This is a genomic window from Kineococcus glutinatus, from assembly GCF_039542765.1.
GTDB lineage: Bacteria > Actinomycetota > Actinomycetes > Actinomycetales > Kineococcaceae > Kineococcus_A > Kineococcus_A glutinatus.
Window position 1 is genome coordinate 1 of record NZ_BAABIL010000165.1, and the last position, 13904, is coordinate 13904.

A 13904-nucleotide genomic window follows, 5' to 3' on the forward strand; every position below is an offset into this window, starting at 1 on the left:
ACACTGACTACTGCGGCATGATCAAGTCACCCACCTGTCCGGGAAACCGGGTCAAGCTCCGGTCAGCTTCAGCGTCCCCGGTGCTGACCCTCCACAACTACACCGACATGCTCAGGCAGAGCGGACTGCGGTCGCGACACCATGTGAGAGGAGCTCACCATCACGACGCGCTCCACGACCCGGGGCTGATCGGGGCCGCGAAGCCGTTGGATGCTGTGGAACAGCTCCGCCGTCGCTGACCAGGCCGAGCTCCCCTGGGACGGGCTCAGGCGCCCGATGGCTGCGACGTGCTGGGCGACCTGAAGCAGTGGCACGGCAGCTGGCGGCGTGGGGGCGCGGTGCCCACGTGCGCGGCCGAGAGCGCTGTCGTAGGCGTCGGCAGCGCTGGTCAGCACTCCGCCGCGTGAGCCCTCGACGCTGCGCGCGATGGCCATCAGCAGAGCGACGGCGGCACGGGCGACGGCGTCGACCTCATCGGATGAAGAGCTCGCAGTCTGGAGGAGCCGGCTGGTGAGGCGCACCGCGCGGGCGATGTCGGCCCCGGTGTGCTCGCGCTGGGGCGCTGATGAGCCATGACCAGGGCCCGGCCGAGTCTCCGGTGCAGCGCACCGGTCATCGCGGAGGCTTGCCCACTGGCGGGCCAGGCGGGGCAGGCTGAGGTCGTCAGCCAGTCGGCTGCCGCTGAACCACACCGGGCCCCCGTCCTGGCTGCGGTCACCCGGCCAGGCCACGGCGTAGCCGGTGACCTGGCCGGGGTCGTGGGTGCTGTAGCGGAGCTTGATGAGCAGGCCGCGGGTACCCAGGTCGGCCAAGAACGCGTCCGTTGAGTCGGTGGCTGCGGCGGCCAGGCGCACCTCCCGGCGCAGCGTCTCCCGGCTGCTCTCCTTGAGGCCGTGCCGGGTGGCCTTCTCCGTCTCGGCTCGGGTGGGCCTGCGGATCGCGGTGCCATCGCGGACGGGCGTGGACTGCAGGCCGTGGCGGTGTTCGAGGTCGCGGCAGGCCTCACCGACGCGGCGGTAGTCGTGGGAAGTACGCACGTTCTTGCCGTCTTGGCGGGCGAGGGTGACCAGCAGGTGGATGTGGTCGTCTGCGTGGCGCACCGCTACCCAGCGGCAGCCGTCCAGGTCACCGGCCGGCGCTAGGCCGACGCGGTCCAGCACGGTGCGGGCGGCGTCGGCCCACTGCTCGTCGCTGAGGACCTTGTCGCCGGGTGCGGTGCGCAGCGAGCAGTGCCACACCGTCGTCGTCGGCTGGCGGGGCAGGGCGGCCAGCGGCTGGTCCAGGAGACGAGCCAGCGGCCGCACGTCGTGGCGGTGCCCGTCATGCGCTGGCTGCAGCGCCTGAAAGTTGTGCTGGTCGGTGGTGTCCCAGGCGGCGACGAGGTGGGGGTCGGTGTGCTCGTTGGCCCGGCCAGGGCCGAAGAGGTAGCGCAGCAGCCCGGCGGTGTCGTTGCCGCGGCTGACCTTGCCGATCACGAGGATTCCCCCGGGCCGTGGGTTGCGGTGAGGTGGTGGTGGGCCTCGTGGCGCACCCGCTGGGCGGTGCGCACGGACACTGCGTGTCCTGCCGCGCGCAGCACCTCGGCCAAGGCGACGGCGGTGATGTCCGGCTCCTGGCGCATCGCCTCGACAGCGACTGCGAGGCGCGTGGGCAGCGAGCCCATGGCCGGTGCGGTGGCCGGTATGTCTGCCGGTGCTTCCTCCAGCGGCCCCGGCGCGGGCTCGCGCAGCTCCTCGTCCGGCGGCTCCGTGTCGCCCGCCGCATCCTCGGGCGTCTCGGGCTGAAGCGTCTCCGGCACGGGAAGCATCGGTGTGCCATGGGTGCCGCAGGTACCCGGGCGCTCATCCGACGGGGCGGTCAGGCGCAGGTCCGCGACCATCTCCGGCTCCGACCACGTCGCGGGCGGCAGCGCGGTGGCGAGGACGTGCTCTCGCCACAGCCGCCACGTCGGGCGCGGTGCCAGCAGCCAGCGCGCCAGCGGCAGCGACTGCTTCTGCTGTGCTCCTGCTCGGGTGGTGAGGGCGGTGTGGCGGGCGCTGGCGGCGAGGGTTTCGAAGCAGATGACGAACATCGCCGGCGGCACGGCGTGCAGCAGCCAGCCGGTGATGCTGTGGGAGGCAGCGCCGTTGGCCAGCACCGTCGCTGTGGACAAGGCGATGACCAGCGCGCGCAGCAGCCGGGCGCTGCGCCCGGCGCGGGCGGCGAGGACCACCTTGAGGCTGAGCACGATGATGCCGACGTCGAAGGACAGCGGCACCACCGGCGCCAGCCAGGGCGGAAAGCCCCCGACGTCGGCGGCCAGGTCGCGCAGCGTGGTGTAGCTGGCGGCGAAGCCGGTGACGATGAGCACGCCGACGCCGGCGGCGGCCGCCCGCTCGGCCATGACGTCGAACGGGTCGGTCCTCTCGCGCTGCTGCTGGCTGGCGCGCTGGGTCAGCCAGCGGTCGGTCGCCGCGCTCACGACCTCCCCTCCCCCATGCTGTTTGCAGCGTCCATACCGACCGCGCCGTCCGGACTTACGTGTCCCGCGGCTGCGGGGTCTGCTGGCCGTGTCCGACCCGATGACCGACGTAGTGGCCGGCGGGTGGCGGTGGCCAGCTGATCGGCCACGTCGTCCAGCCGGGCCACCGCGCGGACGGTGGCCGCCACGGCGTCGGCCAGCCACGGCGGTGGCTGACCGGTGGCGTGCAGCACGGTCACGGCCTGGTTGACGTTGAGGCCGAAGCGGCGCACCTGTGAGCGGGCGGCCATCACCTCCACCAGCGCCGCCCGCAACGGCGCCGTCGAGGGCGCCTCCACCCCGCGGGCAGCAGCCAAGGCGGCCTCGGCGGCGTAGCCGCTCACCGTCAACCCCGCCAGCCGCGCCGCGGTCGCCAGCGCAGTGAACTCCTCCTCGGTGCAGCGCAGCTTCACCTGCCGGCTGCGGCCCGGGGAGACGTGCACCCGGTCCCGCCCCGGCGTGCGCGAACGCTGCCCGCTCACCGCACGCTCCCGGCGAAGGTGCCGTTCTGGCCTCGACCGCGCCCGGTCGCCACCCCCTCGCGCCCGAGGACCACCTGCGCCACAGCGCCGAGGCGGTGGCGGCGCCGCATCTGGGGACCAGATGCATATCTTGCTCCCGCCGTTCCAGCTCCCCCCTCAGCTGCCGGCCAGCACGGGCGAGCGGCAGCGAGCGCTACTGCCGCAACGGCTCCACCGTCGCCGGCGACCTCGGGCGTCATGTAGCGCCTGTGGTGGTTCATCCGGCGGCCCGCCGATCCAGGATCTCGCAGGCGCGGCGCACCACCGTGGAGCGGGTGACGGGCATGCCCTCCCGCGCCAGCTCAGCGCGGGCCTGGGCCTGCAGCCGGGGACGCTGACCTCCCAGCTCGGCCAGGCGCTGCTCGCAGATGGCCAGCTCCTCCGCGCTGGCCGCACCAGCCACCGCCCAGCCAGCCACAGCACCGCCAGCGCTGCCAGTGCTGTCCGGAGCGGTCACCTGGTCCCACCACGGCCCGGCCTCGGCCAGCCGCATCGGGGACTGGCTGGCCGGGTCGGCGGCCACGGCCAGCAACGCCGGCACCGCCAACTCGGCCGGCCAGCCACGACCACGGACAGCCAGGTGCAGCGCAGCGGCCAGACAGTGCGAAGCCCACCGAGTGGCCGACAGCCCCAGCGCCCGCCGCGCGGCCATGCACCGCGTGGACAACTCAGCGATGTTGACCACGCCGCAGGCGATCAACAGATCCTCATCCACCACCACCTCCCCCCGCCCAACACCAGCAGCGGCAGCGGAGCGGGCGGAGAGCGCGGCCGAGGATCGGGCAGCAGGAGAAGCGGGAGGAGGAGGTGTGCTCTGGGTAGAAGGCTCTGGGTCGTGCCGCACATCTGCGGCCACCCTGCCCGCACCCGCGCGGCCAGGGGTCACCGCAGATCCACGGCCAGGGGTAGCCGCATCCGTGCGGTCACCGGTAGCCGCGTCTGCACGGCCACCCCGGCGAGGTGATGAGTCCCGTGCCGAGGTGGCCGCAGAAGTGCGGCCACCCCGACTCGGCTCCTCGAGAGGCAGCGGCCCAGAGGTGCGCACGTGGTAGCGGTTGGACAGGTACTGCTGGCCGCTGCGGCGGTGCTCCACGCGCACGATGCCGGCGGCCACCAACTCGCGCATCGCCCGGTCCACCGCATCCACCGAGCGGCGCATCCGCCGCGCCAGCGTGGTCCGCGACGGCATGCGTTGGCCGGAAGTGCCGCCGTAGCGCAGCAGCAGCGAGTACAGCCGGAAAGAAGAGTCGGGGATCACGGCGTCGATCACCCACTCCGGCACCAGGGCGAAGCGGGGCTCTTCGACGACGAGGGAGACGTCATCACCCAAGCCGCTCGGGCTGGCGGGGTGGGCGTCGGTGGGGCGGGTGTCGATCGGTGGGGGCGCCAGCTCGTCGGCAGGCGCGGGGGTAGGTGGGCGGGTGCTCATGGTCTTCTCTCCGCAGGCATCGCGAGGGCACCGCGGGGCGAGCGCACGGATCAACACCCATCGGAAGGGGGCGGACGCGCGCTCACACCGCGCTAACGGATGCGGCGGCACCGCCCGGTCTGAGCGGACCGGGCGGCACCAGCCGGGAAGAGAAGTCGCAGGTCAGAGGCCTAGACGCGGTCAGTCGGCACTGTCCGGACGTGGGCCGGGTTGCCTTTTAATCCGCGGGTTGTGGGTTCGAGTCCCACGGGGCCTACTGCTCTGACCTGCGGGGATGCTAGTCCGTAGGCCCTACAGCCGAGGCTGACGGCAGTGGTTGACGGCAACGCGCGAAGGCCGAACTTCCGAGCCATGAACTTGTGATCAAGGATGTCGAGCCCATGGGTTCATGGACATCAGCGGCCGACCCTCTGCGAACCACATCGGACTCAGCGATCTGTCAGCGAGCGACATGGGCAACTCGCGCGCCCGCTCGATCCTTGGCCCATCATCAAGATCGAGCACGGGTCCGAGAGCGTGCTTGCCTCGAGTACCGGCGACCTCGCGACGACGGGGCGGTCCAACCACAGCAGCGCTACCGACGGTGCGTGCAACATTACGAAAGGGCAGCGCCCATCGTAGCGTCGGTGGTATGAAGAAGGTACGCACCCACGCACCAGCCACTTGGGGTCTCCATGGACGAACAGTTGTTGAATATTGTCCTCAGCCTACTGGCAGGCGGGATCGCCGGCACAGTCACAGCGCGAGTATCCATCAACCGCTCGTCATCTCGCCAGGTCCAAAAGGTTTCCGGTTCAGGATCTGCCATCGGTCGAGACAGCTTCGGCCGGGACAAGAATGCGTAGCCAACCCCCATGAGTGATCCATGGTGGAGCACACGTAGCAGTCGACAACGCGTATCTGATCATGGAACCGCGATCGGTCGAGACAACATTGATTTACGCGACCAGAGTCATCGACTAGAGAACAATCTGGTCAATCAAATCAATAATAGTACTGGCTACTCTTTGAATGAAATATCCGAGCATGTCAGGCAGGAGGTTCATGCAGCCCTTAGGCATAGGGATGCCGAAATTCAGCAGGTCCAATCCGACCTGCAACTGCACCAAGACGCCTTAGCTGCAGCAAGCCAAGATTACCAGGAACTGCAGGAGAAGAACCAATACTTGCTGCAGCAGCTCGAGCGAGCAAGCAATAGGCTATCACTGGGATGGAGAATTGTCGGCGGCATAGGACTCGCTGGCCTCATTGGAGGCATCGCGCTCGGCCTCGGGCTATCAGCCGGAAGTGACGCAGAGTCAACGTCGGACGCTTCCAGCGCACAGTTGACGCCGGCGCCCACGGTAACCGTCACCGTGGAAGCCAACCCAGCTTCACCTATCCCTGCAACCTTCTTCACACCGCTGCCTTGCCAACCAACCCAGTGGGCAGCCTTCCTAGGCGCCCACGAGGGACCGAACTCGGCAGAAGAGGCCGCAAAGCAAGTACGCTACGAGGAAAACAGGGCGCGCAACTTAAGTCCCTCAGTCAGTCTGCGGGTTCATGCGACGAAGTCAGACGCGATGTGTCCGGCCGCCCTTAACGGTTACATTGACTCGCCAACTCCTAATCATGTGTTTACGTGGGCAGGACCCGCAGCAGACGAGGCATCGGCCGAAGCCCTGTGCCAGAGGTTGCAAAAGCCGGCGTCTTGGGATTGCATTGCCCGACCAATCGGGTGAACCCAGCTACGCCGCGCCATTGAGCGGCGATCCGCACTAGTGCCTTCGCGCCTCTCAAGTAGAGTGCGCAATCCTGAATAAGTAAGAAGTACATACTTCCGGAGCACCATGCCTCCACATCTATAATCGCTGAACGACCCAAGTAATTAGGCATGAGAAGCGCCTCATCCATGCACCGCGCAGCATCCTTGATGCATCGGCGGCAGAACATGGCTATAAGTATTCAGTGTCAATGCGATGCCACTATGCCCGAGCACTTCTATGACCGCCCGCGCTGGCACGCCTTGCACAAGCAGCAGCGTCGCGCGTGTGTGCCACAAATCGTGGAGCCGCACACGCCGCAGCCCAACTGACTGAAGGAGCTTAACGAACGCGCGGCTTACATTGCGCGGCTCCATCGGCGAGCCAATCGAGTTTGTGAACACGAGCGCGTCAGTTGCTATGGGACGGCTACGGTGCAGCGCCTCAGCGACCATCGCTCTTCTATGGTCCCGCAGTGCCGCCCCGGCCACCGCAGGCGGGAATACCGTGCGCCGGGAACGCTCCGACTTCGGCGGCACGAACACCAGCCCCTCCGGCGTGCGTTGCAGTGTCTGCCTCACCCGCAGCGGCCCCTCGTCCAGGTCGACATCGCACCAGCGCAGCCCGAGCGCCTGCGCCACACCCTCGCCAACGGGCGCATGAGCGCCGCGGACCTCGCCGCGCATCTGGGCGTGGACGCCAAGACGGTGCAGCGCTGAGTCAGCCAGGGGCGAGTGCCGTACCCGCGGCTCCGCGTCCACGCCGCCGATGTGCTCGGGGTCAGGGAGTACGACCTGTGGCCCGACGCCGTCAGCCAGGAGCGACGCGACGCCGCCTCCGCCTCGGAAGTCATCGAGGTCTTCCCGCGCCGCGCCGCCGTGCCATGGGACGCCTGGCCCCAGCTCTTCGCCAAGGCCACGACGCAGATCGACGTTCTGGTCTACGCCGGACTCTTCTTGCCCGAGCAGATGCCCGCCGTGCTCGACACCCTGGCGGAGAAGGGGCAACAGGGGGTGCGCGTCCGGCTCCTGCTGGGCGACCCGAAGAGTGGAGCGGTCGCCATCCGGGGCGAGGAGGGCATCGGCCGCACCGCCGTCGCCGTGAAGGTCCGCAACGCCCTCCAGCTGCTGCGGCCGCGCCTCAAGGGCGTCCCCGGCGTCCACGTCCGGCTGCACGGCACGACGCTGTACACGTCGATCTACCGCGCCGACGACGAGATGCTCGCCAACCCCCACGTCTACGGCCTGCCCGCTGCCCAGGCCCCCGCTCTGCACTTGCGCAAGCTGGCGGCCGGTGGACTGTTCGACACCTACAGCGTCATGTACGACAAGGTGTGGGACGAAGCGACGCCAGCCTGGAGCTAGGAGGACCCGTGGGCCGCACCGAGTACTTCCACGACCCCGCCGGCCCGCGGCCCAACCGCATCGTGACCGCCGCCACCGCCTTCGTCCTCGACGAGCAGGAGCGAGTGCTCATGATCCAGCGATCAGACAACGGCATGTAGGCGCTGCCGGGCGGCACGCAGGACGTCGGGGAGCGCATCGCCACCACCGCGGAGCGGGAGACGCGTGAGGAGACGGGCTACGAGGTGCGGGTGACGGGCCTGATCGGCGTCTACTCCGACCCCGACCACGTCATCGCCTACGACGACGGCGAGGTGCGCCAGCAGTTCGCCCTCTCCTTCAGTGCGGAGCTTCTCGGCGGCGAGCTCGAGCGCAGCGATGAGTCACCCGACATCCGGTGGGTGGCCGACAACGAGCTCGACGAGCTCCCGATGCACCCCTCGATCCGGTTGCGCGTCGACCACGGCTTCGAGGACCGCGCCGAGCCCGACATCGGCTGAGCGGAGCCTGCGGTCTGCACGGGGCCTTGCAGGGCCTCGGCCAGCTCCTCGAGCTTGCGCAGGTCGTGCGCGCGGGTGAGAGAGCTCTGCGGGCCGAACCAGTGCTCCCACACCGCGACGACCATCGAGACGTCGATCGTGTAGCCGGCCCGGAGCAGGCTGCTGAGGGTTTGCGCCTCGGGCTCGTACTCGTCCACCGCGTACTCGGCGATGCCCTCAGGGTCCTAGGTCGCGAGCACCGGCAGGATGTACGGCAGGGGCTTAGCATCCGTCCAGCCGTCGTAAGACACGGAGGCCGCGACGGGGCCGCCCGCGATGCGCTGGGACGTCCGCTGCACGGCCATAGCGAGCTGGGGCGCGATGTGCACCATGCACTCCGACACCAGGTCTGCCGGCTCGTACCGCTGAACCACTTCCAGGACGCGCTCTGCCACCGAGAGCCGCTGCCCGTCCGGGCCGGTCGTCGCGTCGCTCGCCCATAGGACGTCCCGCTCCACGCCCGGTGCGTCGGGGTAGCGCCGCATGACGTCACCCAGCCCGCGTCGCTCGGCCTCGACGTCGGCGCAGCTGTGGTGCGCCACCAGGTTGACCACCTCGCCAGGCCAGCCCGACCGGGCGAGGAGCGCTGCCCCGTCGAGCGGGTGGAAGCTCGTGTCGACGAGCGGAGGGGCGTAGCCGACGTCGTGCAGCCACGCGGCCGCCACGACGACGTCCGGGTCCAGGCCGAGCCGAGCGGCGTACTCGGCAGCCGTCGCGGCGACCGCCTGCGAGTGCTGCCAGCGACGCGGCAGGGCCTCGGCGAGGTGCTCCTCCGCGAGAGCCCGGGCGGTGGCGACGTCCACGGCACGATGTTGCTAGCCCGCACCGACCCCGACGCCCTACGGTCGGCCCTGTGACACCGGACGCCGAGCCGCCCATGGCGACACCTCGTGTGGCGGCTGGAGTGATCTACCGCAATGGCCGCGGGCACTTCCTGCTCGTGCAGCCGACGTACAAGGACGGCTGGGATCTGCCCAGTGGCTACGTCGAGCCCGGTGAGAGCCCGCTGGCCGCTGCTCGCCGCGAGGTCGTCGAGGAGCTCGGCACCGACCTACCGGTGACCGGCCTACTGCTGGTCGACTGGGCGCCCCATCCCGATGAGGGCGACAAGGTGCTGTTCGTCTTCGACGGTGGGGTCCTCTCCCCCGACGCCCGCGCCCGCATCGCACCCGATGGCCGGGAGATCGCCCGGGCCGACTTCCACGACCCTGCCGCCCTCGACGAGCTCACGCCTGCGCGGCTCGCCCGGCGCATCCGCACCGCCCTGCAGGCCGGCCCCGCGGGTGCGGGGCACTACGCCGAGCACGGCGTCGTAGCCATGCCGATGTCGTGAACGGCAGGACTGCGGCTGTGGCATCAGACACGATGCTGTGGTGAGCGCCAGCCTCCTCGACCCCGCTCGCCTCTGGACACGAGCCGAGGTGCTCGAACGCCCTAGCCCCGTACCGGCGAAGAACGGCGTGTACGCCTGGTACTTCGACGCCGCCCCGCCCGGTGTGCCCGTCGACGGGTGCCACCGCGTGGACGGGTCCGCACTCCTGTACGTCGGCATCTCGCCCAAGCGCCCACCAGCTGACGGCGGCCCTGTGAGCAAGCAGACGCTGCGCAGCCGGGTGCGCTACCACTACCGCGGCAACGCCTACGGCTCCACACTGCGACTGACGCTGGATGTCCTCTTGGCCGACGAGCTCGGCATCGGCCTGCGCCGGGTCGGCAGCACCGGCAGCCGGCTGACGTTCAGCGATGGCGAGGCGGTACTCAACGACTGGATGGCTGAGCACGCCCGGGTGTGCTGGGTCGAGGACCCGCAGCCGTGGCTGCTGGAGACGCAGCTCATCGGGGGCGTGGACCTGCCGCTCAACCTCGCGCAGAACGCCTACGGCAGCTTCCACGCCCAGCTGAGCCAGGCACGGGCGCGGCAGCGCGAGCTGGCTCGGTCGCTGCCGGTACTGCCGCGCTGAGGTCCCGAAGGCACGGCCCTTGGCCTGCCGTGCATCTGGGGAAACGGCTGCGCGACCGCCGGCACGACGACAGGCTGTGACCATGAGCAGTGCAGTGCACCCTCGGCTCGAGGACTGCTTCATCGGCATCGATCTGGGTTGGGTCGAGACGTCCTCCGCAGGCAGGACCGGCCTCGCTGCGGTCGATGGCAGCGGCCGGCTCATCGCCTCCGCCCGCGTCCAGACCGACGACCAGATCGCCGCATGGCTGGAGCAGCAGCCGGGACGCGTCGTGGTGGCGGCCGTCGACGCACCGCTCATCGTGCCCAACGCGACCGGCTCGCGGGAGCCTGAGAAGCAGATGGGCAAGTACTTCGGCAGCTTCGGTGCCTCCGCTTACCCGTCGAACCACAGCCTCCTCGGCACACGCCCTCGCGCCCAGCGGCTGGCGGAACGATTCGGGTGGGCTGTCGACCCGTTGATGCCCACCGGTGGAGACGAGGCCGTGTGCATCGAGGTCTACCCCCACCCGGCCATGGTCGGGCTCTTCAAGCTGGGCTACCGGCTGAACTACAAGAAGGGCAACACCCAACGCCGGACACCGGCATTCACCGAGCTGGCCAGGCACCTAGAGTCGATCACGGTCCTGCAGCTGGCCGGCCACCCGAGGTGGCAGCAGATCAAGCGGACGATCGCCGCTCCCGCGCCCGACGATCTCAACCGCATCGAGGACGAGATGGACGCCATCCTGTGCGCCCACCTCGCTTGGCTCTGGCACCACCGCCAGGAGGCCCTGCACGTGTACGGCAGCGTGGAGGAGGGCTACATCGTCGCCCCACCGCCGCCCGCACACACGCCGACGCGCCCAGCCGTCGATCGGCGCCCGTCAGCGCCGACGGCCGAGGAGCAAGCCTTCGAGCGGATGGTCGCCGGCCGTCCCACCGGGTATGCGGCCGAGGAGAACGAGCGACGCTGGAAGGATGCCGTCGCAGCAGCCTTCGCCGGCTGCGCCCTGGCTCCCGATGTGCGCATACAGATCGAGGTGGACTTCGTCCTCACCCCCGAGCAGCGCGGCAGCAGCGAGCCGGACCTGGACAACCTGCTCAAGTCCACCATCGACGCCCTCATCGACGTCATCGGCGTGCGGCCGCAGTACAACGGCCCGAGGCAAGCCGACGATGTCCGTGTGGACCGGATCGTCGCCAGCAAGCGATCTGCAAGCAGTGGCGAGCAGCCAGGGGCTCGCCTACGGGTGTCGGCACTCCTTAGTCACGCGTAGGGCTAGCCCTCATCGATGGCCGTCATGCGCGTCCGCTAGTCATCGGAGCCCCATAGCTGTGAGAACTTTCTCTACTCCGTCAAGGTGCTCGCGCTGTGGGCGGCGCTGCGCGCCGTCCTCGCGCGAGCACATGCTTAACCACACTGGCTACAAGGCCATAATTTTCCTCACGAAGGTACTCCAACTATCGCTACGGGCCTTAGGTGAATCATACTCACGCAGGCTGACCACTACGCGCGCTATTCCCGGGCAGTCTGACTCGGAATACTCGACTGCCCGGCCTTGCCTAGCACCAGATCGTAGCGCTCGCTTCAATTCCTCTTTGGCATTTACGATTTTGCCCACATGCCTGCCGGCGTACTTGTCCAGCCGGCCCCAGGTCGGTCGATATTTCGCAACAGACTCAGGGAACTGAAACCACCATGACTCCATCTCCCAAGCCGGCACCACAGCAAGTACGACGCCAGGCGCAGCATCAAGTTGAGCTTCTTTTCGTTCGATTAATGCCTCATGTGCTGGCTCGACTGCATCCGCATCCTCGTGCAACAACGTAGCATGAACAGGAGCGCTGACATTCGCCGCTCGAATAGCCGCAAGAAGTCGCCGGTCAACACTCTTAGCCGTTTCAGGGCGCACACCACGAACGAGGGTGATTGGCGTTCTCAGCGACGTGAACTTGACATTGAGGTCGGGACGGAGCCCGCGCACCAACTCCTTCACCGTCTCCATGTCATTGGGGTCTTCCCCAAATAGGAGGATTTGCCTGGTGCCCCGATTCGCTCGGCTCATTCAGGCACTCCCCCAAGAACGCCACTGAACCAAAGTTCTCCTAGGCCTAGTTCTCCCCCACCGGCGTCCTCCATCTCCCGAACGACTCGAGGATCGATGGCAGGAACGAGTGACTCACCCTCATCCCCGCGCTGACAGACAACCAATTCCTCAGCACGCAGACGGTTCACCAAGGATGGCGAATGGGTTGCGATAATAAACTGCGTCTTCTTGCTGGCACCGCGAATAAGTTCAACTAAGCGGTCCAAGACGTAGGGGTGGAGGCCATGATCGATTTCTTCGATGCAGGTCAACCGCGGTGGGTTCGGGTCGTATAGCAGCGCGAGCAAGGCCAACGCCCTGATGGAACCGTAGGAAGCATCGACAAGAGGCGTGTGCCCCTCTAGGCCGGACTCAATCAGAGCAACATAGGTGGCGTCCGTCGTCCCACCGACGTCAATGAAGTCAAGTGACTCAAGACCGGGAATGAACTGCCTTGCATCTCGAAGCAACTGATCGAATACGTCCGAGTGGTGGCGCTTCAGATACCGAAGGAACGCAGATAGGTTCGAGGCGTCATCTTTCAGGTCGTCTGACTCGTCATCGATCGACGGCTCGCGGGCGCGCATTACGTCGACATCGAAGACGCGAAAGCTGGCGAAAAGATCGGCCAGCGCCCCCACCTGCTCGCCCCCTTCAGTGGGACCTAGGCGAGGCAGTGTTGCCAAGGCAAGCGTGCCTTCACTCAAATCGAGTTTTCTCGTCTCCTCTTCGCCGGTGATAACTGTCAGGTCCGAACCCGTAAGGTTGATGCGGCGCCCGGGACCAGTTGTTCGCTTGAATAGAAAACTCTCTTCGCGGCGAATGCCCATCCGGCGCAGCTCTTTGGTACGCGGATTGACTATGCGCACACTCGAAAACGAAAGGTCATAATTGTCAGTCGCCGACTTGCGGTTACTATTCTTGGTTACGGCAGCCTCGATGCCAATTTGAACTTCTCGGCGACGTCCCGTTCGCTTTCCTCGGAATAGAACGCGATCGAAACCTCCGCGCTTTTGTACAGCTCCGACAATATCCAGGCGCACACTGTCGCCCAGGAACTGAATCACGTCCAAAAGGTTCGACTTGCCAGCACCGTTCGGTCCAACCAAGACGTTGACGGCTCCTAGAGCCAGGTCGACATCTCGAAGACTACGGAAATTTTTGGCCTTCAAGCGCAGTAGGTACGGTGGTTGAGGCACTGGCATGGACCCATGCTAGAGGCGTCCTCCATGCAAGTCCTGCGGGCGCGCACACCATGGTTGGCACGCCTCTTGAGCACCCCGCCACTGCGCCCGCTAGACCTGTCAGCTGTGCTGAGACTTGCGCTCCCCTGACGACCTAAGCGGAGACCTGAGACCATGACAGGAGGCGTTGCAGCTCTGAAGGAGCCGGAGCACGGCTTGCCTCTACTGCAGACAAGGTGCTAGCGGGATCCGCTCGTGCCACTCGGGCGTCAAAGCCTCGCCAGCAACGCACACTGACAGTACAGCGCTACATCCGCACCACCTGCGGAACTGCAATCGGTGGCGGTCGGATGCAACGGGGCAACCAGCGCTCTCCAACGGAGCGGCACTCGAGTTGATAGAACGCACCCGGACTCAGGCAAATCTGCTGTAGATGTCCACTGACGGCAGCCGTGACGGCAACGCGACGGCAGCCGCCCCGCTCCATCCGCACGCCGGCGCACCATCGCCGCAGGTCAGCCGCCCTCCCCGGACCCCGGCGGACGCCCCTCCCCGCTCTTTTAATCCGCGGGTTGTGGGTTCGAGTCCCACGGGGCCTACCGCTCTGACCTGCGACT

Annotated in this window: 15 protein-coding genes; 7 read left to right on the forward strand and 8 right to left on the reverse strand. The window is 67.7% G+C overall.

The window, feature by feature from the left end; all coding sequences use genetic code 11:
* Positions 1-68: 68 nt before the first annotated feature.
* The 4 genes from ABEB16_RS07065 to ABEB16_RS07080 all read right to left on the reverse strand — a co-directional run bounded on the left by ABEB16_RS07065 (position 69) and on the right by ABEB16_RS07080 (position 4450).
* Positions 69-1475, reverse strand: coding sequence for a relaxase/mobilization nuclease domain-containing protein (locus ABEB16_RS07065; protein ID WP_345711554.1), 1407 nt, complete (start codon positions 1473-1475; stop codon positions 69-71).
* Positions 1472-2461, reverse strand: a complete 990-nt coding sequence (locus tag ABEB16_RS07070; protein ID WP_345711555.1) for a DUF2637 domain-containing protein — start codon at positions 2459-2461, stop codon at positions 1472-1474. The genes ABEB16_RS07065 and ABEB16_RS07070 overlap by 4 nt, the downstream gene beginning before the upstream one ends.
* Positions 2458-2982 (reverse strand): plasmid mobilization protein, encoded by a 525-nt coding sequence (locus ABEB16_RS07075; protein WP_345711556.1) that lies wholly within the window; start codon positions 2980-2982, stop codon positions 2458-2460. Before ABEB16_RS07075 ends, ABEB16_RS07070 begins: the two co-directional genes overlap by 4 nt.
* Before the next feature lie 256 nt (positions 2983-3238).
* Positions 3239-4450 (reverse strand): helix-turn-helix domain-containing protein, encoded by a 1212-nt coding sequence (locus ABEB16_RS07080; protein WP_345711557.1) that lies wholly within the window; start codon positions 4448-4450, stop codon positions 3239-3241.
* Between the two features lie 854 nt (positions 4451-5304).
* Between ABEB16_RS07080 and ABEB16_RS07085 the strand changes: the two genes are divergently transcribed.
* Positions 5305-6171 carry a hypothetical protein gene (locus ABEB16_RS07085; RefSeq protein WP_345711558.1) on the forward strand — a complete coding sequence of 289 codons (867 nt, stop codon included), beginning with the start codon at positions 5305-5307 and terminating at the stop codon, positions 6169-6171.
* A 164-nt stretch (positions 6172-6335) separates the two neighbouring features.
* On the opposite strand, the gene ABEB16_RS07090 is transcribed toward ABEB16_RS07085, so the two are convergent.
* Positions 6336-6878 carry a site-specific integrase gene (locus tag ABEB16_RS07090; RefSeq protein WP_345711559.1) on the reverse strand — a complete coding sequence of 181 codons (543 nt, stop codon included), beginning with the start codon at positions 6876-6878 and terminating at the stop codon, positions 6336-6338.
* 192 nt (positions 6879-7070) lie between these two features.
* On the opposite strand from ABEB16_RS07090, the gene ABEB16_RS07095 reads away from it, so the two are divergent.
* Genes ABEB16_RS07095 through ABEB16_RS07105 form a run of 3 tightly spaced genes read left to right on the forward strand, consistent with a single transcriptional unit; the run spans position 7071 to position 8035 of the window.
* The gene (locus tag ABEB16_RS07095; protein WP_345711560.1) at positions 7071-7556 is read left to right on the forward strand and encodes a hypothetical protein; all 486 of its coding nucleotides are present in this window, start codon (positions 7071-7073) and stop codon (positions 7554-7556) included.
* An 8-nt stretch (positions 7557-7564) separates the two neighbouring features.
* Complete coding sequence (locus ABEB16_RS07100) at positions 7565-7696, forward strand: NUDIX hydrolase (protein WP_345711561.1); 132 nt, start codon at positions 7565-7567, stop codon at positions 7694-7696.
* Between the two features lie 3 nt (positions 7697-7699).
* On the forward strand, positions 7700-8035 hold the full coding sequence (locus ABEB16_RS07105; protein WP_345711568.1) for an NUDIX hydrolase: 336 nt from the start codon (positions 7700-7702) through the stop codon (positions 8033-8035).
* 224 nt (positions 8036-8259) lie between these two features.
* Here ABEB16_RS07105 and ABEB16_RS07110 read toward each other — a convergent pair whose 3' ends face one another.
* Entirely contained in the window at positions 8260-8877 is a 618-nt protein-coding gene (locus ABEB16_RS07110; RefSeq protein ID WP_345711562.1) for an HD domain-containing protein, read from the reverse strand.
* Between the two features lie 74 nt (positions 8878-8951).
* Here ABEB16_RS07110 and ABEB16_RS07115 point away from each other — a divergent pair, with 74 nt between their 5' ends.
* The 3 genes from ABEB16_RS07115 (at position 8952) to ABEB16_RS07125 (ending at position 11293) form a co-directional block, all read left to right on the forward strand.
* The gene (locus ABEB16_RS07115) at positions 8952-9407 is read left to right on the forward strand and encodes an NUDIX domain-containing protein (RefSeq protein ID WP_345711563.1); all 456 of its coding nucleotides are present in this window, start codon (positions 8952-8954) and stop codon (positions 9405-9407) included.
* 40 nt (positions 9408-9447) lie between these two features.
* Entirely contained in the window at positions 9448-10035 is a 588-nt protein-coding gene (locus ABEB16_RS07120) for a GIY-YIG nuclease family protein (RefSeq protein ID WP_345711564.1), read from the forward strand.
* An 82-nt stretch (positions 10036-10117) separates the two neighbouring features.
* Complete coding sequence (locus tag ABEB16_RS07125; RefSeq protein ID WP_345711565.1) at positions 10118-11293, forward strand: DUF429 domain-containing protein; 1176 nt, start codon at positions 10118-10120, stop codon at positions 11291-11293.
* Between the two features lie 147 nt (positions 11294-11440).
* On the opposite strand, the gene ABEB16_RS07130 is transcribed toward ABEB16_RS07125, so the two are convergent.
* Positions 11441-12022 (reverse strand): hypothetical protein, encoded by a 582-nt coding sequence (locus ABEB16_RS07130; protein WP_345711566.1) that lies wholly within the window; start codon positions 12020-12022, stop codon positions 11441-11443.
* 56 nt (positions 12023-12078) lie between these two features.
* The gene (locus ABEB16_RS07135) at positions 12079-13308 is read right to left on the reverse strand and encodes an AAA family ATPase (RefSeq protein WP_345711567.1); all 1230 of its coding nucleotides are present in this window, start codon (positions 13306-13308) and stop codon (positions 12079-12081) included.
* Between the last annotated feature and the right edge of the window lie 596 nt (positions 13309-13904).